The 25,114-nt window shown below is 53.3% G+C and carries 28 protein-coding genes; 8 read left to right on the forward strand and 20 right to left on the reverse strand.

The window, feature by feature from the left end; all coding sequences use genetic code 11:
- Positions 1–134: 134 nt before the first annotated feature.
- The 4 genes from JMJ16_RS11520 to JMJ16_RS55960 all read right to left on the reverse strand — a co-directional run bounded on the left by JMJ16_RS11520 (position 135) and on the right by JMJ16_RS55960 (position 2,526).
- On the reverse strand, positions 135–461 hold the full coding sequence (locus tag JMJ16_RS11520; RefSeq protein WP_201381323.1) for a hypothetical protein: 327 nt from the start codon (positions 459–461) through the stop codon (positions 135–137).
- A gap of 111 nt (positions 462–572) precedes the next feature.
- Positions 573–734: a helix-turn-helix transcriptional regulator gene (locus tag JMJ16_RS11525; protein ID WP_201381325.1), complete on the reverse strand. Its 162-nt coding sequence runs from the start codon at positions 732–734 to the stop codon at positions 573–575.
- Between the two features lie 442 nt (positions 735–1,176).
- Positions 1,177–2,163, reverse strand: a complete 987-nt coding sequence (locus JMJ16_RS11530; protein ID WP_201381326.1) for a hypothetical protein — start codon at positions 2,161–2,163, stop codon at positions 1,177–1,179.
- Between the two features lie 237 nt (positions 2,164–2,400).
- Positions 2,401–2,526 carry a hypothetical protein gene (locus tag JMJ16_RS55960; RefSeq protein ID WP_255553178.1) on the reverse strand — a complete coding sequence of 42 codons (126 nt, stop codon included), beginning with the start codon at positions 2,524–2,526 and terminating at the stop codon, positions 2,401–2,403.
- A gap of 259 nt (positions 2,527–2,785) precedes the next feature.
- Between JMJ16_RS55960 and JMJ16_RS11535 the strand changes: the two genes are divergently transcribed.
- The gene (locus JMJ16_RS11535; RefSeq protein WP_201381328.1) at positions 2,786–2,992 is read left to right on the forward strand and encodes a hypothetical protein; all 207 of its coding nucleotides are present in this window, start codon (positions 2,786–2,788) and stop codon (positions 2,990–2,992) included.
- 269 nt (positions 2,993–3,261) lie between these two features.
- A complete protein-coding gene (locus JMJ16_RS11540; protein WP_201381330.1) occupies positions 3,262–3,723 on the forward strand; it encodes an NUDIX hydrolase in 462 nt (153 codons plus the stop codon).
- 6 nt (positions 3,724–3,729) lie between these two features.
- On the opposite strand, the gene JMJ16_RS11545 is transcribed toward JMJ16_RS11540, so the two are convergent.
- From JMJ16_RS11545 to JMJ16_RS11570, 6 genes are all read right to left on the reverse strand, one after another.
- Positions 3,730–5,331, reverse strand: coding sequence for an ISL3 family transposase (locus JMJ16_RS11545; protein ID WP_307813094.1), 1,602 nt, complete (start codon positions 5,329–5,331; stop codon positions 3,730–3,732).
- A 245-nt stretch (positions 5,332–5,576) separates the two neighbouring features.
- Complete coding sequence (locus tag JMJ16_RS11550) at positions 5,577–6,491, reverse strand: LLM class F420-dependent oxidoreductase (RefSeq protein WP_201381333.1); 915 nt, start codon at positions 6,489–6,491, stop codon at positions 5,577–5,579.
- A gap of 185 nt (positions 6,492–6,676) precedes the next feature.
- On the reverse strand, positions 6,677–7,096 hold the full coding sequence (locus JMJ16_RS11555; protein ID WP_201381335.1) for a MerR family transcriptional regulator: 420 nt from the start codon (positions 7,094–7,096) through the stop codon (positions 6,677–6,679).
- Positions 7,097–7,310: 214 nt separating this feature from the next.
- Positions 7,311–8,612, reverse strand: a complete 1,302-nt coding sequence (locus JMJ16_RS11560) for a transposase (RefSeq protein WP_201381337.1) — start codon at positions 8,610–8,612, stop codon at positions 7,311–7,313.
- A gap of 156 nt (positions 8,613–8,768) precedes the next feature.
- Positions 8,769–8,942, reverse strand: a complete 174-nt coding sequence (locus JMJ16_RS11565; protein ID WP_201381339.1) for a hypothetical protein — start codon at positions 8,940–8,942, stop codon at positions 8,769–8,771.
- A gap of 56 nt (positions 8,943–8,998) precedes the next feature.
- Complete coding sequence (locus JMJ16_RS11570; protein ID WP_201382835.1) at positions 8,999–9,442, reverse strand: exonuclease domain-containing protein; 444 nt, start codon at positions 9,440–9,442, stop codon at positions 8,999–9,001.
- A 544-nt stretch (positions 9,443–9,986) separates the two neighbouring features.
- On the opposite strand from JMJ16_RS11570, the gene JMJ16_RS11575 reads away from it, so the two are divergent.
- The 3 genes from JMJ16_RS11575 (at position 9,987) to JMJ16_RS11585 (ending at position 11,707) form a co-directional block, all read left to right on the forward strand.
- Positions 9,987–10,394 (forward strand): VOC family protein, encoded by a 408-nt coding sequence (locus tag JMJ16_RS11575; protein ID WP_201376648.1) that lies wholly within the window; start codon positions 9,987–9,989, stop codon positions 10,392–10,394.
- Positions 10,395–10,772: 378 nt separating this feature from the next.
- A complete protein-coding gene (locus JMJ16_RS11580; RefSeq protein WP_201381341.1) occupies positions 10,773–11,267 on the forward strand; it encodes a hypothetical protein in 495 nt (164 codons plus the stop codon).
- Positions 11,264–11,707: a recombinase family protein gene (locus tag JMJ16_RS11585; RefSeq protein ID WP_201381343.1), complete on the forward strand. Its 444-nt coding sequence runs from the start codon at positions 11,264–11,266 to the stop codon at positions 11,705–11,707. The genes JMJ16_RS11580 and JMJ16_RS11585 overlap by 4 nt, the downstream gene beginning before the upstream one ends.
- A gap of 85 nt (positions 11,708–11,792) precedes the next feature.
- Here the strand turns inward: JMJ16_RS11585 and JMJ16_RS11590 are convergent, their stop codons facing one another.
- The 4 genes from JMJ16_RS11590 to JMJ16_RS11605 form a co-directional block, all read right to left on the reverse strand.
- Entirely contained in the window at positions 11,793–12,545 is a 753-nt protein-coding gene (locus JMJ16_RS11590; protein ID WP_201381345.1) for a hypothetical protein, read from the reverse strand.
- A gap of 30 nt (positions 12,546–12,575) precedes the next feature.
- Positions 12,576–12,761 (reverse strand): zinc ribbon domain-containing protein, encoded by a 186-nt coding sequence (locus JMJ16_RS11595; protein ID WP_201381346.1) that lies wholly within the window; start codon positions 12,759–12,761, stop codon positions 12,576–12,578.
- Between the two features lie 227 nt (positions 12,762–12,988).
- On the reverse strand, positions 12,989–13,849 hold the full coding sequence (locus tag JMJ16_RS11600; protein ID WP_201381348.1) for a class I SAM-dependent methyltransferase: 861 nt from the start codon (positions 13,847–13,849) through the stop codon (positions 12,989–12,991).
- A gap of 180 nt (positions 13,850–14,029) precedes the next feature.
- Complete coding sequence (locus JMJ16_RS11605) at positions 14,030–14,239, reverse strand: transposase (protein WP_307813076.1); 210 nt, start codon at positions 14,237–14,239, stop codon at positions 14,030–14,032.
- A 14-nt stretch (positions 14,240–14,253) separates the two neighbouring features.
- On the opposite strand from JMJ16_RS11605, the gene JMJ16_RS11610 reads away from it, so the two are divergent.
- Positions 14,254–14,970, forward strand: coding sequence for an IS6 family transposase (locus tag JMJ16_RS11610; protein WP_201381350.1), 717 nt, complete (start codon positions 14,254–14,256; stop codon positions 14,968–14,970).
- A 473-nt stretch (positions 14,971–15,443) separates the two neighbouring features.
- Here the strand turns inward: JMJ16_RS11610 and JMJ16_RS11615 are convergent, their stop codons facing one another.
- Entirely contained in the window at positions 15,444–16,019 is a 576-nt protein-coding gene (locus JMJ16_RS11615; protein WP_007913552.1) for a DinB family protein, read from the reverse strand.
- 198 nt (positions 16,020–16,217) lie between these two features.
- On the opposite strand from JMJ16_RS11615, the gene JMJ16_RS11620 reads away from it, so the two are divergent.
- Positions 16,218–17,825, forward strand: a complete 1,608-nt coding sequence (locus JMJ16_RS11620) for an ISL3 family transposase (RefSeq protein WP_201377749.1) — start codon at positions 16,218–16,220, stop codon at positions 17,823–17,825.
- Positions 17,826–18,621: 796 nt separating this feature from the next.
- Here the strand turns inward: JMJ16_RS11620 and JMJ16_RS56940 are convergent.
- A complete protein-coding gene (locus tag JMJ16_RS56940; RefSeq protein WP_201381352.1) occupies positions 18,622–19,044 on the reverse strand; it encodes an N-acetyltransferase in 423 nt (140 codons plus the stop codon).
- Positions 19,045–19,257: 213 nt separating this feature from the next.
- On the opposite strand from JMJ16_RS56940, the gene JMJ16_RS11630 reads away from it, so the two are divergent.
- Positions 19,258–19,416 (forward strand): hypothetical protein, encoded by a 159-nt coding sequence (locus tag JMJ16_RS11630; protein ID WP_201381354.1) that lies wholly within the window; start codon positions 19,258–19,260, stop codon positions 19,414–19,416.
- A gap of 321 nt (positions 19,417–19,737) precedes the next feature.
- On the opposite strand, the gene JMJ16_RS11635 is transcribed toward JMJ16_RS11630, so the two are convergent.
- The 4 genes from JMJ16_RS11635 to JMJ16_RS11650 all read right to left on the reverse strand — a co-directional run bounded on the left by JMJ16_RS11635 (position 19,738) and on the right by JMJ16_RS11650 (position 25,055).
- Complete coding sequence (locus tag JMJ16_RS11635; protein WP_201381356.1) at positions 19,738–20,325, reverse strand: ATP-binding protein; 588 nt, start codon at positions 20,323–20,325, stop codon at positions 19,738–19,740.
- A gap of 655 nt (positions 20,326–20,980) precedes the next feature.
- Complete coding sequence (locus JMJ16_RS11640; RefSeq protein ID WP_201381358.1) at positions 20,981–22,927, reverse strand: S9 family peptidase; 1,947 nt, start codon at positions 22,925–22,927, stop codon at positions 20,981–20,983.
- A 1,051-nt stretch (positions 22,928–23,978) separates the two neighbouring features.
- Positions 23,979–24,149 (reverse strand): hypothetical protein, encoded by a 171-nt coding sequence (locus JMJ16_RS11645; protein ID WP_201381360.1) that lies wholly within the window; start codon positions 24,147–24,149, stop codon positions 23,979–23,981.
- Positions 24,150–24,164: 15 nt separating this feature from the next.
- Positions 24,165–25,055: a tyrosine-type recombinase/integrase gene (locus JMJ16_RS11650; RefSeq protein ID WP_201381367.1), complete on the reverse strand. Its 891-nt coding sequence runs from the start codon at positions 25,053–25,055 to the stop codon at positions 24,165–24,167.
- Between the last annotated feature and the right edge of the window lie 59 nt (positions 25,056–25,114).

The raw sequence follows: 25,114 nt of genomic DNA on the forward strand, positions 1-25,114 counted from the left end.
TTGCTCATTCCATCCTATCCTTCTTGATTGGAGAGTTCTCTTGTAGGAGATTACAGTAGCTCATCTATCGCGTTGGCTTGAGCGTGACCAAATGAAGAAAGGCAAACAGCACCTTCGTGCCGAATTTGTAGCCGTTATTGAGGATGTTTAGACGCATACTTGCTCCTTTGTTTGTCAATCATTGCCTCCTCCAGGGCGTGAAGTGCTGCTTCATATTGCCGCGTAGCGGCACCGATGGCGGCGCAGACCACCAGCTCGAAGATCTGATCCTCGCTTTCGCCCAACGCTAGAACAGCGGCGATGTCCTTGTCAGTGATCCGCGTCGGTTGCCTGGCGACCTTGTTGATCAGCGTGCGCAGTGGCTCGCCGAGTCCTGCGTTCTCGAAGGCGGCACGTCTGGCGGCGCGCGAGGCTCTGCCGTCTCCTTCGAGGACCCGGACGACCACTGCCCTGTGCGCCATGCGCTTTTTGTCTTCAATGTCCATTGTATCCAGCGTTCCTCCTGCTCGTTCTGTGATGGCTTGGCTGTAAGTATAGCCCAAAGAGGAAGCAATGTCTTGTAAAAAAGGGAACTAGAGCTTGGCAGAGAAAGCTCGGCCAAATTCATTGACGATGGCAGTATATTGCTGCGGCGTGAACCCGGTAAAGCGCTTAAACTCTTTAATGAAGTGAGGCTGGTCATGATAGTACGCAGGCCATTGGTCTCGAAAGAGGGAAGGTGACGTGTGCTGCATCCATCCCTGGTACACTTCCTGAAACCGCAGGATGCTTGCGAGTGACTTTGGAGGGTAGTGTTGCAAAAAATTAAAGCTCAGCAAATCGAGAGTGTATATGAGCAGGGTCCACGAGAAAAAGATGTAGAACATTCACCTTTTCTCTGCGGCAATGATTTTTATGCCGTAATTACTTGCTCCGTTTTCTCATCTCAAAATTTTTTGCAACACTACCCCCTGACGTCTCCACGTTTCGTTAGCGTGCATTCACCTGGAGGTCTTGGGCATTGGGAAAACGCAGCTTCTGTGTGGAGTTGTCAGGGAAGAGCGTCATCGAGTGGTGAACATCTTCACTGTCCCAAGGGATGTGGGTTTGCGCTGGCTTTGGAGCAAAAGAAACGCGCGAGCAAGCCTCAACCTGCTCGCGTGCTTCTTCTCGTCTATGGAAAGCATTCTCTCCTGGCTAGCTGGTGGTCACGCTAAATGGGCGCGCCCACGCGAGTCCGCCATGCGCGCAGTCAGCATCCTGGCACCAGAAAACTTCTACAGTTCCTTGAAAAGTGACGTCATAGGTAGAAAAACTATGCGAGAAATATCCATACCCATAGGTATCTTGATCGATATACTTGGACATGGCTGTATCTTTCATTTCACCATTGACATACCAGCGAGTTTGGACATAGCCAGTGTTGCCTTGTGCCCATTTGTAGGACAGATAGACCGTCTGGCCGCTCTGGAACTTCGATTGCAGCGTGACTGGTCGTTGCTGACTATCAACCTCATTTGCCAGTTGCGCGGTAGGAATCACCTGCTGCGCGGCCTCGGAGAAGGTCGCCCCCGAAGGTGATTCGCTTTCGGTATAGGGTGGATATGGCGTAGGTGTGAGCTGCACTGAGTATGCTGTTGCTGTGGCATTGCCTGCTGTCGCCGTGGCATCGTCTGCTGTCGCCGTGGCGTCCTGATTCATCGTTGTAGTTTTGTTATTCTGGACAACAATATAGATTCCGCTAAAGCCACATGTGAGAACGAGCAGCACGGTGAGTATGATAATTGCCGCGATGGCGCCTCCTGATTGTTTCCGCGGCTGCGCCACGACTGGTGCCATGATTGGCTGTCCATATGGAACCTGCGGAGGCGGAACGTGCGGCAGCTGGTTGTATGCGTTTGACGATGATGGTGGTGTGCCTGCATTTCCATAGGGATTATAGGCGGCACCTCTATTATACGGGTTGCTCGCGGGTGTGGGCGGCGGTGGCGTTAACGAGGCATTCGGAGCAGAAGCCTGTACGGTTGGTGGAAGCGCGTTGTGCTGCGGCGACGAGCCTCCGGCAAGCACCGTCGGGGGGACACTATTTGTGGCGCGTGCAGCGCCACATCGCACACAATGGGATTGACCCGGAGAATTAGCGGCCTGGCAATGAGGGCAGATGTTCGTGGATTCTTGTGACACTTTTGATCCCCTCTAAAGAGAAATACGAATGCTACATCAAACAATCAAACGAGCAGATAAGAGTATATCCCTTGCGGGCATCCGCGAAAAATGAACTACTTCATAATTCGAAAAAGTGGTCAGTAATCTAATACTGTCAAAACTGGCTTTTCATTATGAGACGAGAAGAGGGACAGTGAGCTTCGAAAGAGGAGCCACTGTGTGAAAATGTCCCAAAATGTTACATGCCCTTGGTGCCTATGGACAGGCATAAGAGAGGAGGCCTTCGCTGAAGAACTGTTGATCCAGGACCAGGTCGCGCGCGCCTGGTGGTGTTCTGGTGCGCCAGATCCACAGATATAGCGATCCCCAATTCAGATCCATACTCCCGAGTTCCTGCGCCTGCTCATCTGTTGGCTGGTTCCAGCGGCGATCGTAGTCCCGAAGCTTAAACTGACACCAGTTTTGAGTTTTCAGCCGTAGTTCGGGGTTATTTTGTACCTCAAAGAAATCATGCGTTTGCCCAGTTCAGGCCGCAGGCGATAGAGGTTTCCTCCATCCAGCAGTAACCGCACCCGTGATCGCTTGATCGCTCCGGTGTGCCTGCCTAGCGTCGTTTTCTGCGCCTGGGCGTTCCCCAGATGTGCCAGCCTATGATAGTGTGTATTACCAACAGGTGCTCCTGAATTCCTATGCGGAGCGTCTGCGCGTTGCCTTTGAGCCAGAGGACTTCGCCCAAATCTTTCGTCTGGATGCGCAAACAAGTTTTTTTGATCGCCCCGTGGAGCAAATGCACGTACGCTGGATCCGGTATGCGCCTGAGGTGTCTGGCGTGGAGGAGAATGGGTGATGAGACCAGAAGAGCTAGGTCCTCAAACGTACATGCGAGCTGTGGCTGAACGAAGCGCTTCCTGAATCGAGTATTGGGTGGCCTTGTCATGGTAGCGTGTAAATTTGCGCACTTCATGGGTCTTCCGCTGGTTTGGTGAATCCGCTCGCGTGCTCGCAACTTGAAATAGTCAGTTTTACTGTCCATTCGTCTTTCATACGAAAAAAGTTTGCTTGAAATGCAAAATGGGCCTATGATACAAAGAAAAGAGCACAGGAGAAGGACCATCAATGGATTATCAGCATACTGCATTGGCACTAGCAAGACGAGATGGAAAATGTCTGTTAGTGAAGCACCACGGGAGAGACCATCTTTCCTGGTGGTTACCTGGCGGGGTGGTAGAGCCAGGAGAAGGGCTGGTAGACGCATTGCAAAGAGAATTGCGTGAAGAAACGGGTTTGCAGCTCGAAGGAACGCCGATCTTGGCCTTTGTTGTTCAACTGTTTCGGGAGACTGAACAGGGCCTGCGGGAAGCTGGTTTCGCCTTTCATTTTTCTTGCGAAGTGACTGGAGAGATACACCCACAAGATCCCGATGGGCTGGTGCAGCAAGCCCAGTGGAGGGGTGAACAAGAAGTGCTTGACCTTTTGAGTGTGCAAGCTTGGTATGATTGTGAGCCACTACGCCGATGGTTCTCTGGAGAAGCAGGTGTCGGAACGGTCTACACTCAAAAGATTGTGAGCAACGTTTGAGCATCCCTACAGAGCATGGAGCACGCGCTGGCGCAGCAGCGGGAATCCTGCCCTGCCAAATCCCATCCGTTTAATGAGCTTGAGCTTGTTCACTTTTCCCTCGACGATGCCATTGCTGTGAGGCAAAGTCAAACCTGCGACAACAGCGGGTTTATCTCGTTCAATGCCGAGGGTAAAGCTCTGTAATTCGGGGATCTGACTATCAGCTACCTGGGCAAGCCAACTATCGAGGTGCTCCCCCGTGCGAGTACGTACCATCTGTGCAAATTGCTGAACCAGATCGTAGGTTCGGTCCACTTCTGGATGGATCTGACGAAGCGTGAGAAGATTTGCTTGCTCGTCAGGAGTCAATTTTTTCGGCTGCCGGAGGAAAAGAAAGGTTGCCTGCCGTGAGGGGAGAGGGGCAGGAGAAAGCATGGCTCCTCTTGCCGCATTCTTCTTGCCTTCTGGGAGTTGGCGAACAATGTGATCACGTACGCTCTGGTATGATCCTTTGTAGCCACGATCGACCAGTTCGCGAAAAAGGCCCGCCATATTGTGGCAACCCGCTTCCCACCGTTGGAAAAGGTAGGGCAGATAGGGGTCGAGTCGGCTCACATAAGGGCCGCGCGTGGTCTCAGGAAACGTGCCAGCAGCCAACCATCTGCTCACCGTGCTGTGACTAACTCCCACCCGTTCGGCAATGGCAGCCTGGCTCATGCCGAGCTTGTGCAATGCAACCACCTGCTCATAACAGGCCAGACGCTCTTCTCGCCGAGCCTGTTGAAGACGCTCGACCTTGGGAGAACGCCTGACAGATCGGGTCGCATGCTCGATGGGAAGATGTTCTTCAAACGTTTCTTGGGTTTGCTTCTGGCGTTGGGTCGCTAGATGACGCGCAAGAAGTCCTTCCAACGCCTCTCCCAAATTTTTCAGGATATGGAAGCGATCTGCGCACTGGATAGCCTGAGGGGCGCCTGCGACGGCAGCCGAGGCATAGTCTCCTCCCCGGTCCCTGCTTACCACCTCAATTTCAGGATGCTCGCTCATCCAGGTCGCAGCAGACTTCGCGTCGCGGTCAGGGAGGAGATCGAGGACGGCGTGGGTGGCTAAGTCGACAAGGATCGTGCCGAATTTCCTTCCACGCCGGAAACTCCAGTCATCTATTCCCAACACGGACACCTGGAATGAGGAGGGTGGTGGAAACGCCATCATGCGGCGAAGCATGGTGGTGGGAGAACTGTGAATTCCGATGCGATCGGCAAGTCGCGTTCCCAATTCTCCACTGGTAGCCAGTCCGATGGTCTGTACGGCCTCAAACAATCGCTTCGTCACTTGTGCCCACGGCTCAACAAAGGTGGGGAGCCGCTCGGTAAAAATTTTGTGAGCACAGTCAGGATTGCGGCAAAAGAACTTGCGGACAGAGAGATGAAGGACGACCCGACGGCCTGCACAAGGAACATCTCGCAGCGTCCGCTGATACCAACTATGGACCTGCGATGATGCTTGAGAGCAGCGTGGGCAACAAGAGGAGGGAAGAACGGAAACAATGGCAATGGCCAGGATGTCTCCTTGCAGTTCTATCCGCTCAACATGTAGCCCTTCGGGAAGAGAGAGAAGAGATGACACGCCAATCAACACATGGCTCCTATTGAAGTAGCAACGAAAGATCATTTTCTGGAACACTCTACCACATGGTGTCGATCTACTTCTCACCAAAGCTCATGCTTCACCAAAGGAGCGGAAGACCCTGAGCGAAAATCGGATAAATTGGTGAACGGCTCCTCCCTCAAGAAGAAAGCAGATTGCTCACCGATTTATCCTGATTCCAACCAGAGAATTCCCAAATTTACACCCTGGAGGCAAAAGACACCCTAACGGCCAGCGACAGGGATTTTTTCAACCGCTGGAATGATCTCGTGCTCAAACAACTCAAAGGGTTCCGCCTCGTGGACATCTTTCAGGCTCAGCGTCACCTGGTCGATGCCCAGTTCCGCCAGGTGCGCGCACTGCTCTATGAAGGCCCCAGGGGTGCAGGACTGATCACGCCCATCGCGGGTAAGCTGGAGCAGCACATGGCTGTAGGCCGTCTTCTCGATCTGCTCATAGGGACGCCCCTCGCTCTGGCAGTGCTCGCGCAACACGTCGAGCTTGTGCCGTAACTCGGCGTGATCGCCAGAGGTGAACAGGTTGCAGGCATCACCATAACGGGCCACGAGTCGCAGCGTCTTGCGTTCACCACCGCCGCCGATCAGAATCGGCGGGTGCGGTTTCTGAATGGCCTGCGGGCTGTTGAGTGGCCGGGCCAGTTGATAGTGCTTGCCCTCGTATGGCCGCTCATCGCCCGACCACATCTGGAGCGCAATTTGCAACGTCTCCTCCAGCCGCTCGAAACGTTCTTTGACAGGTGGGAAAGGCACCCCCAATCCCCTGTGCTCCTCCTCGTTCCAGGCCGCGCCGATGCCCAAGTAGGCCCGCCCGTGCGAGAGCACATCCAGCGTCGTCGCCGTCTTCACCAGGATACTGGGATGACGATAGGTGACGCCTGTGACCAGCGTGCCCAGTTTGATGCGGTTCGTGCGAGCCGCCGCGAAGGCCAACGTGCTCCAGCCCTCAAGCATCTCCTGTTCCACCGATCCTATGCCCTCGAGCTGAAAAAAGTGATCCATGACCCATAGACTGTAGAAACCAGCGCGTTCGGCGTGTTCAGCGATCAGTCCAAAGGTCTCGCCAAGCTGACTCTGCCCGCCTGGCCAGGTAAAGCTAGGCACCTGTAATCCAAGACGCATACACAAGTTCTCCTTTTGCTCATGTGACGATGGCACTGTTCTGCGCAAAAATTGGGCAAAACGTACCCGGACCTAGCTGTGTGCTAGGTCACAATTAGTGTGGGGAGGCTCGAAAAAAGACAATCTACCACGCGACCAGCAACCGATCTTGCTGGCCTGGCCGACAATGAGTGGCGTACGCTCCTTTAACGCGCGCTCTCCTCTACTTTCTCGGTTTCACGAGTCAGCAAAGCACCTTCATAGGTGGTGATTTTGTGATCGATAACCACGAGATATTCTTGCAATTGCTGAATGTGAAGCTCAACCTGTTCATGATGTGCTTTGAGCAGAGCGACGCGCTCGCGCAGCGTTGATTCGCCCAGGCGCTGCAAACGGGCATATGAGAGCATCTGCTGAATGGACATGCCTGTGTCACGCAGCCTGAGCAGAAACTGAATCCACTGGACGTCAGAGTCTGTGTAGCGCCGATGCGTGTTTGAGAGCCGATCCACCTCGTGGATCAGTCCGATGCGCTCATAGTAGCGCAAGGTGTCGATGCTGAGTCCTGTGAGCCTGGCAACGTCGCTGGTGGTGTATGTCTTCTCCATATGCTCAGCATAAAACATGGAGTGCACTCCATGTCAAGCCCTTCTGACACCAGATTTCCGATGGGGTGCGGCAAGTTTTTTTGCGTGAGACAGAGCCTCAAACAAACGTGAGCGGACCGCATCATGCACGCGCTTGGATAGCGTATGCACGGTGCGAGTCCGCCCGCGTTCCTTTCGCTCGGTGTCTTGCCTTATATGTATCACTAAGTTTGCACATTTCCAAACAAGCCGCTTAAGCGGTCAAGAGATCAGCAATTTGCTCGCTTGTGGTGCCTTGAAGCGCGTGATCAGCGATCCATGCCACAAGCAAGCGGTGATGAATGTGCTGGAGATTCCGTTTGGCTTCCCCCAGCGTTACATTCTGTTGCCATTGGGTCTGCAACCAGCCGCGATGCTCCTCCAAAAAGGAGAAGGCGATCCAGCACAAACTCCAATAGCGCTGCAGCCCCTGGGCACTCATCAGTTGATAGTGATCAATACCCAGCAGTTCTTTGACGTCTTCAAAGAAGACCTCGATGTCCCAACGACGAGAGATATGGGTGAGCAGCTGCTCCACATCGGCCTGCAGATCGCTTGAAGCCCAGAAGCGAGCCCGGCTCACTGGATCATCCAGGTGCTGACGAATGATGATCAGTTGACAGCGATACAAGCTTTTCACCGAACTGCTCAGCACATGCACCCACACCCGATGCTCGGGGTTGCGTGGCCAGGCACAGGGCACAAAGGCCGCATCTGGTAGGCTTTCGGCATAGGCGCAAAGGCGTTGCCACCTCCAGCCTTGTGGCGAGGTCGCATCCGGGATGCGCACCGAGCGATTGCTGCGCAAGGCCGTGGTGATCAGAAAGCCACGATCTCGTGCCGCTTTCCAGATGGCTTTGGCGCTGTACCAACTGTCGAGCAACACGTGGGTGAGCGTGTCCTGCGGCGGCTCAAACTGCTTGATGATCTCAATCATGAGAGCAATCTTGCTCTGGAAAGGGACCCCTTCTTGCTCACAGGTCGCCTGCTGACGGTAGAGTCGGGGCTCAAGCGGAAAATGCTGTCCAAGCAAGACATAGAGGCCTTGCACCAGGGAATGGCCCTTGACCCGTTGGTTCTGCTTGCTGTCGTGATGCCGCCCCAGGCCTTGCATCTTCACGCCTTTCGGTTTGCCAATCGTCGAGTCGTCGCCAATCAAGTAGCCTATCACGAAGAGCTTGCGAGGGCGACCTCGTCTAACAGGTTGCAATGTGCGCTGGCGTGAGAGATCCTCGTGTACCGAGGGCTGCATCTGAGCCACAAAGCGAGACCAGGCCAGGGCATGTATGAGTCTTTGGCTCCACGGAGCTTGGGCAAGGAAACGGCTCAGACTTGCCAGACTTTTGCTCCCAGCCACCGCCCGTTTGAAGTGCAAGAGCGTGAACCCTTGGGAACCGACGATCAACGCAAGCAGCACGGTAACGAAGTGCTGAAATTGTGGGCGCGAAAACAAGGTCTGCCAGTGGTCTAGATACTGGCGAAAACGCGCGTCCAGACATACAATAGGGTGTGGCATGGCTGACTCCTGACAAAAGACGTTTTTTGCTTGTTTCTTTTGTATCATGAGTCCTCCATGCTTTCAATTTTTTACCCATTTGGGAAAGTGCAAACTTAGTGTATGTATTCCTCCAGCCAGAAAGTCGGACGAATACACCTCTCTAGCTTAGGAGTTCTACTGGGGTTCCTTCCCGATCGGTCGCCCCGTCGTGAGAGCGGTGACGATCTGCCTGGCTGCCTCGTCACGCTCGTCCGGGGACATTGCTGCAAAGTGCGCGTCGAGGGCCGCTTCGGCCTGTTCGCCGGGGAGCGCTTTGATCAACTCGGTCAGCTTGGGGGAGTCGCTCATAGCGAATTCCTTTCGTGAGAGAACGGATGGTGCATGACACGAGCAATCGGTTTGGCCTATCCTTCCTGTTCTCGAAGGAGGTTCATCTCAAGAGACAAGCGGTCAACTCGTCTCACGGTTCCTCCTGTATCCTCCGCGAGCCGCTTGATGATGTGAGCGGTTGCCGCAGCGTCATGCTCAGCATCGTGAGCTTCGCCGGGAACTGTAATGTTGAGGTGGCTGATAGCAGTTGTGAGTTTCTGCCAAGTGTAGCCACCCCAATACTCATGCTCTTCTCCGTAGAAGCGTGCGAAGAGCATCATGGCGCACTCATGCTTAAATTCGTCCCAGCGCATAGGGATATCATGAGCACGCGCCGAGGACCAGAGCATACCTATGTCAAAGTCTGCGTTATAAATGACGACCGTTTTCCCACTAGTAGTAAGCAGGTCGCGGATTGTGGACCAGGACTCCGCGAACGAGGGGGCACCTGCGAGCTGTGCATCAGTAATGCCGTGTATCTCGAAGCGCCCAAACTGATTGGCACAGTCGGCTTGATATAGCCGCTACCCAGGAGCTTGCCCTCCTGGTCACACACGGCCCACTGGATAATCTGATCCTCACTGTCTAAGCCAGTTGTCTCGCTGTCAAATGTGATAAAGCCTTGCTGGCACAGTTGGCGAGCTTTATACAACACGCGTTGCCTTGTTGTTGCAAGTGTTTCGCTCATTGTCATTGTTCTCCGCTAAAAACAGGTAATAGAAGATGATGGTAAATAAGGTGAAGAGCGAGCGGGTTTTGAGGCGAAGAGTGAGCAATCAGCGCGAAGCATGAGCAGTAATGGGAGAATGCCTGGGAAGGCCGCTCCACACTTGGTCTACTTCTCCTAAGAGATGGAAATAAGAACGAGCAAGATACGAGAAGTTTTGTCCCTCCTACTGTGCTACACTGTGCCATGTCGAGAACAGATGCGCTCTGCGCCAGAACGAGTGACAAGGGGCCTAACTCGCGTATGCGCATGGACTCTCGTTCCGACGCGACAAAGAAAGAAGAGAGGTGTACACCATGGTTCGCGATATCATTGCATCTGTGTTGTTTGTCCGAGACCTGGGCAGATGCCTGACGTTTTATCGAGATACGCTCGGGCTTGAGATGCAAAATAGCGATGCCCATTCTGCCGGTTTCAAAATGAAAGACATCTATTTCCTCCTGCTGGATTCCTCAGCCGCCGCAAGCCTGATCGATTCAGAGGAAGATGAGCTCAAGACCAAGATCGAGGGAGGACCTCGGGGACTCCTGGCCGCTGAGGTTGAGGATGTCGACGCCGCCTACGAGGAGCTTTCGGCTAAGGGAGTCACGTTTAGGAGACCCCCAACCGACCAGCCCTGGGGGAAGCGCACGGCACACTTTGCTGATCCCGAAGGCAACCTCTGGGAGATCAACCAGCCCATTGAATCAAAGCCAGAGGAGTAGGCAAAGTCGTTCCGTGGCGCCTTCTGGTCATCACAGCAAGGCTGGCAGGACCCGAAGCCTTGCAGGTTTTTCTTTGAGTCTCATTGGGGAGACTCAAAGAAAAACCTGAGCCCTCAGTCACACCCCTCTTCGTCTCCTCTGTATTTCCGCGAGTATGGGTTTTTATTTACAACTTTCCATTCCTGCCCACTGGATGTGGAGCGGTTTTCCCAAGTAACGCGCGCACCAGTGCTCATGCTTCGCGCTGATTGCTCACTCTTCGCCTCAAAACCTGCTCGCTCTTCGCCTTATTTACCAGCAAGGCGCGAGTATTAGATTTGGCGCAAGGGGGATATATAGGGAAAGCAGAGACAATTGTGTTGATAGGCAATCCCGGGCTTGGCAAAACCCGACCAACTCACTACCCCCATTGATCTGATCATGCCATCACCGCAAGAGACGGTCACGGTGGTAGATCCCTGTCATCCGCTCTTTGGACGCACGCTTCCGTGTCTTGGGATTGCCAATTCCCCCTATCAAAGCCAGTGCTGCATTGTCTGGATTCGTCCCACCATTGAGCGTCATGTCCCGATCACAGCGACCAACCTGGCATATGACTCTGCCACACTCTCCCCTCTTCCCATCTCGGTCGAATCTTTGCAACAATTCCTGCAGGAGTTTTTGTTGGTGTTTGGTGGCTGGAAAGGAGACCCCACCGATGACAATTCGACCGCCGAGTGCTCCAGTGACTCAGTCGAAGGAGCAACATTCGCACAAGATCAGGCCGAGCCGCGTTTGGGCCACGCTCACCCAGGTGCAGCAAAGCGCTGTGCTCCAGGAGTTCGTCACGATGTGTCAGGAATGTCTACTTCACGCCGAGGAGGCCAGCCATGATGCCCATTGCTCGCTCGCTGAAAATCACGCCAGCCCATCTTGAACGCAAAGCGGTAGTCTACATTCGGCAATCGACGCTCAAGCAAGTCCGGCTCAATCCCGAGAGCCAGTACAATCAACGGGCGCTGGTCGAGCGTGCCCGCAGTCTAGGGTGGGCGGCAGAGCGGATTGTGGTGCTCGACGCCGATCTGGGCCACACGGCAACTACACGCGAGGGCCGCGATGACTTTACGCAATTGGCAGCCGAGCTGGCCCTGGGCCATGTGGGCATCATCTTCGGGTGGGAAGTCTCGCGGCTAGCGCGCAACAATGCCGACTGGTATCACTTACTGGATCTGGCTGCTGTGGTGGGGACCTTGATTGCGGATATCGAAGGGGTGTATGATCCTCGTAGTTACAATGATCGTCTCTTGTTGGGATTAAAAAGACTTGCGTCATAACACACCTCTTGTTCAACTTGGCCAGAGATGCCGACACACGCGCAACCGTGGCCGACCTCTCCTGGCTCATCTCTGGTGTCTCTCGTCATGTGGCTTGATCGGCGCTTTTGAGCATATGAGGCCCTCTGCGTCCGTAGCCATCCCGGCGACAAATGTAGCCAACATGCTGGCTGTTGAAAGGGCGCCCAAAAGCGGTGCGCCAGCCTATCGCATTGAGCTCTTCCGCAATCTGCGCATAGCTCAAGTCGGCAGCGAGTTCGTGAATGCGCGTAACAGCTTGTTCGGGTGTTTTCAACGACCCTTCTCTCGGTTGGGCGCGCTTCACCTCCAGCCGTGTCACCACACCGGATCGCCAGCGGATCTGGACCTCAATCCGGCCGGGTCGGCTCACCCCATCGAGCTGGACCGACTCAATGGCCAAGCGGAGCAATTGCTTGCGCTCGGCCTGGGTGGTGGTTTCAGCTTGCCAGATAGCTGAGAGATCCTGGGCGAGGGTTTGCATAGCTGCACGCTCCTCCGGAGTGAGGGTGAAGCTTGCTTCCTGCTCGGCTTTGGCATATGCCTGTTCCAGCTCAGCCACCCGCGTGAGTTGGGCATTCCAGCGACGCTCCAATTCGGCGGCAACGAGTCGGTTGTCAGGGTCAACCGCATCATATTTTCTTTGGGCCAGGCGCGCCTCGTAGCGCGTTTGTTCCAGCTGTAGGTCCCATTGGCGTCGCAGATCCTCCAGCTGCTGCTCAACGTGAGTCAGCACTTGAACGGCGACTTCCACCCCCATCGGCGAAACCGCTTCGAGGAAGGCTTGCATCACCGCGGCATCCACCGGGCGAGCCGTCATGCTTTGGCAAATCCGGTCCTCCCCGTCCTGTTAATGCCCCAGTTGACAGAGGTAGGCAGACGACCGCTTTTCTTTGGCTGTATGATGCTGCACTCCCATCTTGCGCCCACAGTGCCCACACCACACGATCCCTTGCAACAGCGCGTTGCCCTCTCGGGCTATGCCCCGGTTTCCGTCTCGTTGCCAGTTCTGGCGCAACTGGTCCTGGGTCTGCATGTATTCCTCCCAACTCACATGACACCATGCCGAATTTTGTGTAAAGGTAGAAGTGAACAACTGAGGAATGCCCCGAAACCTGGACCGCTGGTGCGTTCGCCAGCGGCGAGCCCGTGCCCCGAATCGTGAGCACAAGCAGGAACACGCCAGAGCAAACCGCTCTCCACCGGGGAGACTTCTCCGCAGGGGTGGAAATGGTATCCGAACGCATGGATAAGAAAGCCAAGCTAGACTCGTCTCTGGCAGACATAAATCATGTAGGGAGAGGTGGCTGTCAGAGGCTCTTGCTGCCAGTTTCCATAACACGAGCTGATCTGGAACCCATTGTAGAAGAGCAAGGCTTCCATCTCCTGGGGAAAGACATAGCGCAGTGCTGATCGATACTGCTTCTTCTCTTGGAGACCTTCTGGCGTGAGCCAGTGTTCAGAGAAGGTATAGTGCTGAATCTGCGTGACCGGGTCGTACTCTGGGTGCTCACTAATCACATATTGCCTTCCATCAGACATGGTGTACGTCTGTGGTTCTGAGAAGCGAGCTTCAAAGAGATTGCGTGGTGAGGGATGGCGTGTTCCAAAGAGAAAGCGTCCTTCAGGATGCAAATGCTCCCGCACACGAGCCAGCAGTGCCTCCTGGTCCTCTCGCGTGAGAAAGTGTTGAAAGGCATTCCCCAGCATGTAAATAAAGGGGAACTGCTTCTGGAGATGGAATGTGCGCGCATCCGCCACACCCCACTCAATCGAGACACCTGGTTGTGCCGCCTTCTGGGAGGCCAACTCGATCATCTCTGGGATGATATCAACCCCCGTGACCTCATAGCCAAGCTCGGCCATGCGAATGGCCATCGTTCCGGTTCCACAGGCAAGATCAAGCAGAGGCCCGCCAAGTGAGCGAGCCAACTGCACGGTCAGTGGATAATCCGCATCGTAGCCGCCTTCTTCCAGATCATATGCCTGTGCATCTCGATACCCTTCCAGATACTCTGAATAATCAATCATCATTGGCCCTTTCGCTCGTTCGTCGTTCGCCACCAAATTGACAAAACCCAGGAACAGTATACCAGATAGAGAGCGGTCCAGGTTTCGGGGCATTTCCCAACAACCTCCACCAGAAAAGCAGAGGTGCGAGGAGGCAACAAAAGCGGAGAAGAAGAAGCATCAAAGAAATTCTTGCTATTCGATAGAAAAATGGCAAAAAAGACAAAAAACAACCTCCCTCTAACCCCGTGTGGAAAGCGGGTTGCGTCTGCCTCTCTCCTTCTCCCCTCAAGGTTACGAAACGGGAATACGGAGTAAATGGATATCTTGCATCGTTGCCCAAACAATCGTGAGGCAACTGGTCTCAGTAGTAAAGGTATCGATCTGATCGGTGCGTTGGCGAACGTTGCTGAAAAAGCTTTCAATTGCGTTGGTACTACGAATATACCGATGCATCACTGGTGGGAACGGTATTGTCAACTTGGCAATAGAACTGAACAACATGCTAGAATGGCTTTATGGAAACAAACAACATTGCTTCTGCATACAAAGGTTACCGCTTCCCGCCCGAAATTATCAGTCACACGGTGTGGCTCTATTTCCGTTTCCCGCTCAGTTTTCGTGATGTGGAAGAGCTTTTGGCACAACGTGGGATCGTTGTGAGCTATGAAACGATCCGGCAATGGTGTTTGACGTTTGGGCAGGCCTATGCGAATGAATTGCGACGTCGTCGCCCTCGCTGCGGCGACAAGTGGCATCTGGACGAAGTTTTCCTCACCATCAGGGGCAAGAAGCATTACCTCTGGCGAGCAGTAGATCAGCATGGTAATGTGCTGGATATCCTCGTGCAGAGCCAGCGCAACAAAAAGGCGGCCAAACGATTCTTCCGCAAACTGCTCAAAGGGCTACTCTCTGTTCCACGCGTGATCATCACCGATAAACTCAAAAGCTATAGCGCAGCCAAACGCGAGGTCTTGCCAAGCGTAGAGCATCGGCAGCACAAAGGACTGAACAATCGAGCCGAGAACTCCCACCAACCCACTCGACTGCGTGAAAAGAAGATGCGGCGCTTCAAATCGACCAAACATGCCCAACGCTTCCTCTCCGCCTTCGGTGCCATTGCTGGGCATTTCCAGACTCGACGCCACCGTTTACGTGCCGGAGAATATCGTACCATGTTACGGGACCGATTCCAGCAATGGAATGAGGTGACTGAGGTAAAAATGGCCGCATAACCCCAGAGGCATTCCCATCTTTCCCCACACTTCAACACCTCACTTCGTTCTAGCGCATCAATATGTTTTATCCCTGCGAATAAGTTGACAATATCCTTCTGAAGCCCCCAAGCCGGGTGATCGCCATTCCCATGTTGGGTAGGTTACACCATGACTACCGGAGGGCCGCCTAAATAGCCAAAAGCCAGAGAAAAGAGAAGATGCACGAATGTGTTTCTGTGCAGTCTGACCCTTTGCTTCATTGAGCAAAGAGAACACGTCCTCTTGCCTCATCGCAGAGGTCTGGCGTGCTGACGATGGGGTGTATCCACTTGAGATAAACCCTTTCCGTGCTTTTTCTGCCTCTCGTTTCTTGGCATGAGTCAGAGATTTTGGAACGGATATGCTAAATAGCCAGCACACTGTACTTTTGTTTTGGCGTTAGCATTTTTGCAGAGCTATGGAGCGACTTTAGCCGCCCCATCACAACAATGTCACACACGAGACGCGCTTGCCTGGTGCACTATTTCACGCATTTGATCCAGATGAGATGCATCGTGGTATAAACCCAGGATAAAGCGGCCAATGGCATTGAGTTCGCCAGCTTGCGGGAAGAATGAATATGTCATTATAGTATCCAGGTGAGGCTCGTCAGGCCACGCGTCGAGCATAGCTTTACGCATACGACGGCTCTCCTCAAGACGCTGGCGCACCTGAGCGATACTTGTCACGCTCTCCCAGGGAGTCTCGTAACGCGAACGACCCTCAACCTGCAGACCACGGGCCAGCACGAGAGCCAGGGCGGCGGCCTCTTCGGATGAAGCGGTGGCGTGAACCACCACGTGGCCCAGAGTCCACGCCAGGGCGGCCTCTTCAGAATTCCCAAATGTATCGTTCGCCTGGGGATCTAGCGGCACGAATGTCACGTCCGCATCAACTGTATCAGTAATGATCTCTTGCATTACATTGATCGTTTCATCGGTAAGCTGATAAAGATCGGTCTTTGTCAGACCAGCGGCTATGTCTGCCAGGGTCTGAGAGCCGCTTGTCACTGCACTAAAATCGAGCATAGGGGTCTCCATCAATGAATTTTTGTTAGAAAGTAAAAGGATCTCAGGTTTTTTCAGCGCCTGTTTTCCTTAAGCAAGGCTTGGTAAATAAGGTGACGAGTGGTTCTTACACACTCCCGGTGAAGTTCGCTTGCTATAGACGTATCGATAGATCGTTCTACACTAATAATACTGCTTTTGTAGAAGGATCAGATGAAGATGGAAGTACCTGTTACGCTTGCCTTGCCAGAGGAACTGGAGGTCACAGAGATCGAGATGATTGATGAGGTCTTCACAATTACCGCTCATTGCATACGGAAACATCCCTGCTGCCCCCTCTGTGGCACTCCGGCACACCGATTTCATAGCCGTTACGTCCGCCAGATCACGGATCTCCCGTCCGGTGGAAAGCGTGTCTGCTTGCGCGTTCTGGTCCGCAAATGCTTTTGTGATGTCAGTACGTGCGCGCGAAAAATCTTTGCCGAACGTTTCACCCCCTTTATTGAACCTCTGGCGCGAGTCACTGCTCGCCTGTTTCAAATCGTTCAGGCTCTCGGCTTAGCAACTGGCGGCATGCTGGGAGCGCGTTTAGCTGAGCGATTAGGGATTAAGACCTCCTGGATGACGGTGCTTCGTCGGATCATGGCGCTTCCAAGAGAACCGCTCCAACAGGTGATAGAGCTTGGGATCGACGATTTTGCGTTTCGGCGAGGACGCAAATATGGCACGATCCTGGTAGACATGCGCAGTCACAGGGTCATTGATGTGTTGCCTGATCGATCGGCAGAAACCACCGCAGCCTGGATAACGACCCACCCAGAAATTGAACTGGTGAGTCGAGATCGGGGAGGGGACTATGCATCAGCAGCCAAGACCGCCGCTCCCCAGGCGGTACAGTGTGCAGACAGGTTTCATGTCCTCAAGAATCTTGGCGAGGCTCTGGAGGGGGTGCTGGCCCGCCACTTGGCTGCTCGTCGTAGAGGTCAGGCCGAGAAGTCCTCGGCCCCCTCTCTCTCGGAAGTGCAAGCGAAACAGCCACCCAGACCTCATCGGAAGGGAGCCGAGTTGAGCCAAGCGAAGCGAGCGGAGCGTCTGGCTCAATACGAGCAGGTCGTGGCCTTACGGAAACAAGGCTTCACCCTGTCGACCATTGCCGAGCAGGTTGGCATCGGTATTGCCACGGTCACACGCTGGTTGAGGAGTGGCACCTTTCCTGAACGACAATCACCTCTGCGCAAGACGGGTGTTGATGGCCACCTCCCCTATCTGCGAGAACGGTGGGAAGCTGGTTGTCATAATATGGCGCAGTTGTATCGGGAACTGCTGGAGCGTGGCTACACTCAATCGTATCAGTCAATGCATGACCAGTTGCTTCGCTTGCTTCCAGAGGGGAAGAAGAACGCTGCAAAAGCATGCACCCTCTCTCCAATGCCTCTCTCATCAAAGTCTGCGGCTTTTCTCTTTCTTCGTCGGCCTGAAGCACTTTCGACCGATGAACAAGAAATACTTCTCACCCTCCGCCAACTCGATCCAGAGATCGAGCTGGCTTACACCCTGGTTCAGCAGTTCGCCCAGATGCTGCGCACTCGTACCGGAGAACGGCTTGACGGCTGGCTTGAGAAGGCCAGAGCGAGCCAGATTCGTGAACTGCAAGGGTTTGCTACCAGTGTTGAGAGAGACAAGGCCGCAGTCGTGGCAGGACTAACCCTCCCCCAAAACAACGGATTGGTTGAGGGGCACGTCAACAAACTGAAGCTGATCAAAAGGATGGGGTATGGACGAGCAGGTATCTCTCTGCTCCGCCAGCGAGTTCTTCATGCTTTCTAGCAGGAAAGAAGATTTCGCCATGAAACATCAGGCCGTATTGGGAAGCAAGCGAGCTTCACCGGGAATGTGTAAGAACCGACGAGTGATCAGGTTTTAGGGCGAAGAGTGATCAAGCGGCGCGAAGAGTGATCAGCTCAACTATTGGCGACGAGGGAAGCCGCTTGAGATGCGGATCGTTCTCAATCGTTTCTGTCAATTCGCGTGCGAATTTTCCTGTTTTTGCCTGTTATGAATGGGCTATAGTAGCATGAACCCCAGCGAGACGCGCCTGCTTCAGCCCAAAAAAGGCCGGAACAGGGCAGCAGAAGCTCACAATCCAAGCAATTTTTGCTCATGAATTTACACTATTGAAAGTGGTACATCTGCTTGTAGAGCCATGTTGCTCATCAGCAATAGATGAGCTGATCACTCTTCGCGCCGCTTGATCACTCTTCGCCCTAAAATCGGGTCTTGGTTACTTTCGGTGTTTAAGCTCATCAACAGACACGAGGGAAAAGGCTTCCGGGCTTTCTGGAGCAATCTCTTGCTGTGTTTAAACACCGAAAGTGGCCAAGACCCCGAAAATCTGTCAACTCTTCGCACTTACTACCATCTCGATGGCAGCAGTATACTACGACAATGGAACTGTTAAAAGAGCCATTCATAGCTATAATAAGGGGGCCATTTACGAGCAAGCGAGGTCTTCAAAACGTTTCAATAAGAAGAACAGACAGGAGCGTATGTCTACAACCCCCAAAAATGCTGATCTTTCATGGAGAACAAAAAAGCAGAATTTAGTTTCAACTCAACTTCTTCGCTATAAATACAGATTATATGAATAGAGCTGTCTGTCTTTCTGCCACCCTGCGACCTCGTAGAGCGTTTGTGCATCGCTATTATTGACGGCAGTTTTTAAGGTTAAGCCTCTGGCCTGGGTTTCTACGGCAAATTCTCTTGCACGATCTAAGAGGGCCTTGCCAATACCAGAATGTCTTGCTCCCTGTATGACAAAAAGGTCGTTTAATATCCACAGAGGTTTCAGTGAGACCGAGGAGAAGGAGGGGTATAGCTGCGTAAATCCATACGCCTGCCGTACTCCATTTTCGTCACTTTTGAGTGACTGTTGTTGATAAATGAAAAGGGGACCAAATGGCTCCGAATGAGAAAAAAAGGGGCCAAGAGGAGAGGGAGCCAAGGCCAGTGAGAAGGAAAGGAGCCACAGATACACTTGTAAGGACATGTTGTTGTAGGTGAAAGTGGAAAGAAGAGTGAAGGAGGATCATGCCCATGTGGGCGTGAGGAGAAATGAGAAAGAGGGGAGCCACAAGGAGGAAATGAATAGATGTATAGAGATATATGGAAATGGAAGAAGTGATAAGAGAGGGTTGCCAAGGAAAAGGAGATCGGGTATCTTAGAAGAGTGATAGGCTTCAATAGATGGAAGGAGCGGAAGGTGTCTCTGGGAGGAGAAGAGTGGGAAGTGGTCCGACGAGCGTATTATCTGGAGCGGAAGAGTCAACGCCAGGTCGCGAAAGGGGGAGGGAGGAGTCGCGAAACGATCAAAGCGGTGCTGCAGGAGGCAGAAGGGGAGACGGGGAGAACGCAGCGTTGATTTCCCTGCCTGCGGTGACCATTCCCTCCCAGAAACACGCCGAGGAGAACATGTGTTTTGCATCCTCGACCTTGGAGCCCTCAAGCACTTGCGTACCCAACCAGGATTTCTTGAGGACCTCAATATGTACCTTTAAGTAACCTATCTGCTTGTGTCAGGAGACCAGCAACTTCCAGCGGCGCGAGAGCAGAAACACCTACGGACAGCGCTCCGCAAATACTATGTAAGCCAGTGATGCTCTCCGGCACCAGAGCGTTTGTAGCGAAGAAGGCCATATCCCACGTTGCAGTCGTTCGTTTTCTTGCCTGGCAGTGTTTCGTCTCATGTCGCTTTTTCCATAGTATCTATGAACACCGTGTTCTGGCCGAGTGAGGTGAGATTGGCGATGATGGAGTTGTTTGGGGAATCGAAATCGGTGATCGTGCGCCAAGCAAAGACACGGCCTTCGAGAGCTGGATCGCGCTGCAAGGTGGTTCTGAGAGAGGAAGAGCCAACGAGAAGAAGCGCACAGGTATGGTCATCAAAGAGGTAGGAACGAATGCACTGGGCGAGGATGAGGGAGAGGTGTTCTGCCTGGTCAATGATGAGCAGATCGACCGGGGTGTATTTGAGGGTAGTAGCAGCCTCGTTCCAGAGTTCGGACGTGCTGCGTGCAGACGGGGACCATTCCAGGTCCTCGGCCAGGCGGCGCGCGAATTGCGCTGGCGTTTCTTGTTTTTTGGCGGAAATGCGATGGGCGAAGATCGCTGGCGAGGTTTGGTGTGTGGAAAGGGAGGTGAGCCATTCTTGCACGAGGAGCGTTTTGCCACTGCCTGGCGGGCCTTCGAGAACCAACATCCCTGGAAGTGGAGTCGAGTGAAACCGAAGAAGCGTTGTAATCCACTGGTGAAAGTTGGTGATGCGCACCATTTCCCTTTCCTTCCCAAGATTCCTCTTGTCGGCCTTTGGTACAAAACCCCGCCGATACGTATTGCAAGCACTACTCCCCCTTTTACAGTATACACATGCCTGCAAGCATGAATAGAGAATAAGACATTTCTGCGCTTCTCCTGACAAGCCAGGCGTTTTGCAGGGGAGGTTTTCTGTCTCTGTGTTTTAAAGAATAAAATATAGTTACTACTTGACAGTAACAAAGGAACATATTATACTGTGTGTAAGACATGTTGTTTTTGAACCAAGGAGGAGCAGATGGCGACTGTTTTGGGATGGGTCCAGCGGCGCTGGAACGACGTCTTAGAGCCTGTTGTGGTGTAAATCCCACAATTAAACTGGCGAAGGAGTACAATTATTCTGGTGGCCTACAACTTTCTCTGCTTGCTGTTCTTCGCGCTTGAGAGGCGAAATGAGCTATCTCCCTCCCTCAATCAATGTCTCGCTACTGACCAGGATAATTGTGCCGCTCTCGCCAGTTTAATTATGGGATTTACACAATAACCAATCTGCATATTGCATGCATGGCTCCTCGTACCTCCAGCGCTCATGTATAGATGGTATGAGCGTGACACTCGAACCTCCGCCGAGTACTACACTCATACCATCTACTGTGAAATGCGACTCACATTGACTATGTGTGCAACCAGCGGTCATACCAGGCACGCACGCGGCGGAGCAGGTCAAGCTGGTGGGCGCGCTCGCGAATACCGTGAGGCTCGCGGGGGTATACAACCATTTCCACGGGTGTTTGATAATGGCGCAGCGCGCGCTGGAAGCCAATAGCCTGGCTTAAGGGGACGCGTGCATCGCGCTCACCATGCAGGATCAACACAGGCGTCTGCACCTGTTGCGCGAACGAGATAGGGCTGAGCTGTGCATGCCGGTGCGGGCCAACACCATCCCAAGGCGAGGTCTCGCCCAGCGCCTGCTCAAAGGCTGGAAGATCGCTAGTAACGACCATCATACCCCAATCGCTGACGCCCGCGCCCATGATGGCAGCCTTAAAGCGGGTAGTCTGCGTCACAGCCCAGGCGCTCATAAAGCCGCCCTGGCTCCAGCCGCCAATACCCAGGCGCTCTGGATCGGCAATGCCACGCTCAATCGCGGCGTCCAGGGCCGACATGACATCCTGGAAATCGGCGCCTCCGACATCGCCTCGGGCCGCAGCGGCGAACTCCTCGCCATGACCCAGGCCACCACGTGGATTGGGCATCAAGATGGCGTAGCCCGCCGTTGCCAGCCATTGCGCCCATTTACCCCAGCTTAAGCTTAGATGCAGCCCATGGCCCCAGCGACCATAGGGGCCGCCATGGACCAGCACAATCGTTGGTAGAGGCTGATCCATTGAGGTCTCTGGAGGACGAATGAGGATGCCATCCATCTTCCAGCCATCAGATGCGGTCCAGTAAAAGGCCTCCTGCTCGCCCAGCGCAAAACCGGTGAAATGCTCCTGGTGATGCGTGATCTGGCGTAGCTCCTGAGCCGCTTTCCCCACTTCGGCGACACCACTCCAGATCTCAAAGGCTTCTTGCGCCGATGAACGCGTCAGGGCCACGACAGTATGGCCATCCACCAGTACGCACGCGTGAGCGCTGCTTATATCGCTTTCACGCACGTCCTTGCTGTCAGGCAGGAGCGAGATCAATTCACCGCTCTGTGGTTGCAAACGGCAGAGCTTCGTCTCCAGCTCCTCGGCAACTATTACCAGCACATCCTCGCGTAAATGTTGCAGTTCGAAGATGCAGTTGGTCTCTCCGCCTGCGAGGCGTTTTGGCTCGCCTCCACTGGCGGGAACGGCGTAGACCGCCATGGAAGATTGATCTCGCTGTGCAGTGGCAGAGATAAAGAGCAAGGTCTCGCCATCGGCAGACCAGGTTAGATTCGACGCGCCATAGGCAAAATGACAGACCACCTGCGGCTCACCACCTGAGAGGGGAATGCGTTCAATAACAGTCTCCTGCATGGATGAGTTCAATTCGGGTGTCTTCCAGGTCGTATAGGCCAGTTCCCGCCCCTGAGGATGCCAGGCGAAGTTGGCCACATGCCGCTCACCCGAGACCAGCGTACTGACCTCCCTGGATGCCAGCGAGAGCAGGCGCAGGCGCGCATAGGGCCACTTTTCTCCATATACCTGAGCGTCGTCCCGCTCCTTCTCGCGGCGCTCATCCTCCTCATCTGGCTCGTCAACACTGGTAAAGGCGATCTGACCGCCTCCAGGAGACCAGGCGAACCGCTCTACGCCGCGCTTGTTCTCTCTGGATGTCAAAGCCTGCGCTTCACCACCATTGGCGGAAATAAGGTAAAGTTGAGCAGTTCCACGCTCCGCGCGATCCGAGAGGAAGGCCAGTGCGTTACCATCGGGCGCCCATTGCGGGCTTTTATCCTGCACACCGCCTGCGGTAAATTGCCGGGGCGCCTCCGCACCATCTGTTGTGGCAAGCCAGATCGCGCTCTCTGTGTGCTCATCACGTTTGCATAACGCGCCCAGGGTATACGCGATACGCTTGCCATCGGGGGAGATCTGAATATCCTGGGGAATTTGCAAGTCAACGATCAGCTCAGGGGTCAATTCACTCATGCCTGCTCCTTTACTTCTCTCGCAACAACTTTTTTTGGCTTCTTCGCGTTTCCCCACCACCCCCTCTCCAAATGATATACGTCTCTTCGCCTGCTTCTCTCTCCCTAAATCTTCTACATAAGGGCCGACAGGAAAGCAGGAAGAGGGATTTCATCCAATAATGTGTGTTCCAATACAGGAAGTATAGACGAACGGAGTGACAACCCTATGTCAGTAGCGACCATGGCTTTATGTGTAGCCCGACGCTACTAAAGTACGCGTCTACATATCATGGCTTTCTGTGTAACGCCTACAAAAGCTCTTGTGTTCGCGTTTCATGTGGAGTGGTTCACCGCACTAGCAGCGCATGACGTTTCGGGCAGCATATCGCCTATTTATGTGTTGTTCTCGACACCATACCGAATTTTGTGTAATGGCTCATTCCCGAATTCCTCTGATCCCAGGACTAGAGCGGATTGAGTCATTTGGCAAAGGCTCCTTTTACACAAAACACGGTATGGCATCCGGGCTTGTGGCCGGGATCTCAATATGAGAGACTGCATATTTTGTCATAAGAATTGTTCCTTTTCTGATACGTAAGCTCCTTGATGATAGTGTCGATTAACACCACATCGTCGGACACTTCATTTCTGTACCAGGACACTATACTTCTGAAATGGCGACACCCTTATGTCATAATTCAGCCCGATTTAAATAATTTCGTGAAGATACATACTAATATGCTCGTTCAAGTCCATGATGAGCACAAAGGGGGTGAATACGGACACCATACTGAATTTTGTGTAATGGCTCATTCCCGAATTCCTCTGATCCCAGGACTAGAGCGGATTGAGTCATTTGGCAAAGGCTCCTTTTACACAAAACACGGTATGGCATCAATGCTCCGAGTTTAGGGCTGGGTTGAATGACGAAGGGAAAGGTCATGAGATTCTACACAGAGGGGCCTTCTAAAAGATTCCCGTGAGTATTAAAAGGAGTAATGTGCCAGGGTAAAAAGAAACAGCCAATCAGAAGGAGAAGGTTGCCAAGAAAAAGGAGGGCAATTTTTGTTCTATTGTTCATGATATCTCCTAAGCTCGAATTTGTACATTTGGCTGCCAGCCGGTGTTTGTTGCTGCTCGATGTTCGCGCCCATTGCTTTATGCACAATCTTGTTGAGGGTGTTTATATTCGTCGTATGAGTGCGCTGGAACTGTTTCTGCTGGCTTTGCTGATCCACCATAGTGTTTCCCTTTCTTCAGTATTCAATATGTAACGCTACCATCGCGTCTTCACGATCTTGAAGCAATGGTAAACTGTAACGTCGTGTCGTTTCCAAGCGTTTATGTCCTGCAATCTCAGCAACCAGCACCAGATCGCTTCCACGGCGGACGAGGTTGGTCAAACAGGTGTGACGCAAGACATGTGCAGAGAGTTCCAGATGCGCATCAGTTCCAATACGGCGAATGATCAAATCAATTGAACGGGCAGAGAGCCGTTTTCCTTTGAGATTGAGAAAACAAGCCGAATCTGTGGGCTGCGAGAACCGTTTGTTCCGCTCTTTGAGCCAAACTTTAAGTGTCTCACGTATCTCTGCATTTAGTGGCACTTCGCGGTAGGTATCACCCTTGCCTGAGCGGATAATGACCACTCCCCGACGTGCAGAGACTCGCAGATCATCCAAATTGAGCGCCGCACATTCTCCGAGGCGGATAGCTGTGTAGAATAAGAGGTGCGCAATAGCCTTGTCGCGTACGGAGGACGTTCGTTCAATAGCGCGCAACAAGGCTTTTTGTTCTTCCGGTTTGAGAGCACGAGGAGCTTGTGCTGGCAAGCTTTCCCGCAGGACCTGTGGCCGATCATTTCCGATTAACAGGTGGAAATGGTCAATGGCCGCCAGAGCAAGATTGACCGAAGTTGGTTTTGCTTTTCGTTCGGTTTTCATGTAGGTTTTGTAGTCTCGGACAGCATAGTCACGAGCAAAGGGCGTGCGCAAAGGATCGTCTGTGGTTGAAGCAGCACGCTGGGCGAGATATGCTCCATACTGATGCACTTGGAGCCGATAAGCAACGCGCGTTTTCTCCGCCAATGATTGCTGGTCCAACCAGGTATCGTATGCTGTCAGTGTCTGTTCCAGTGTCTCTGTCATCGCTGCTCCTTGTTAGTAGAAGTACCTTTGGTTCTCTATCAAACACGAAATTCCGTATT

This window comes from Ktedonobacter sp. SOSP1-52, assembly GCF_016587395.1.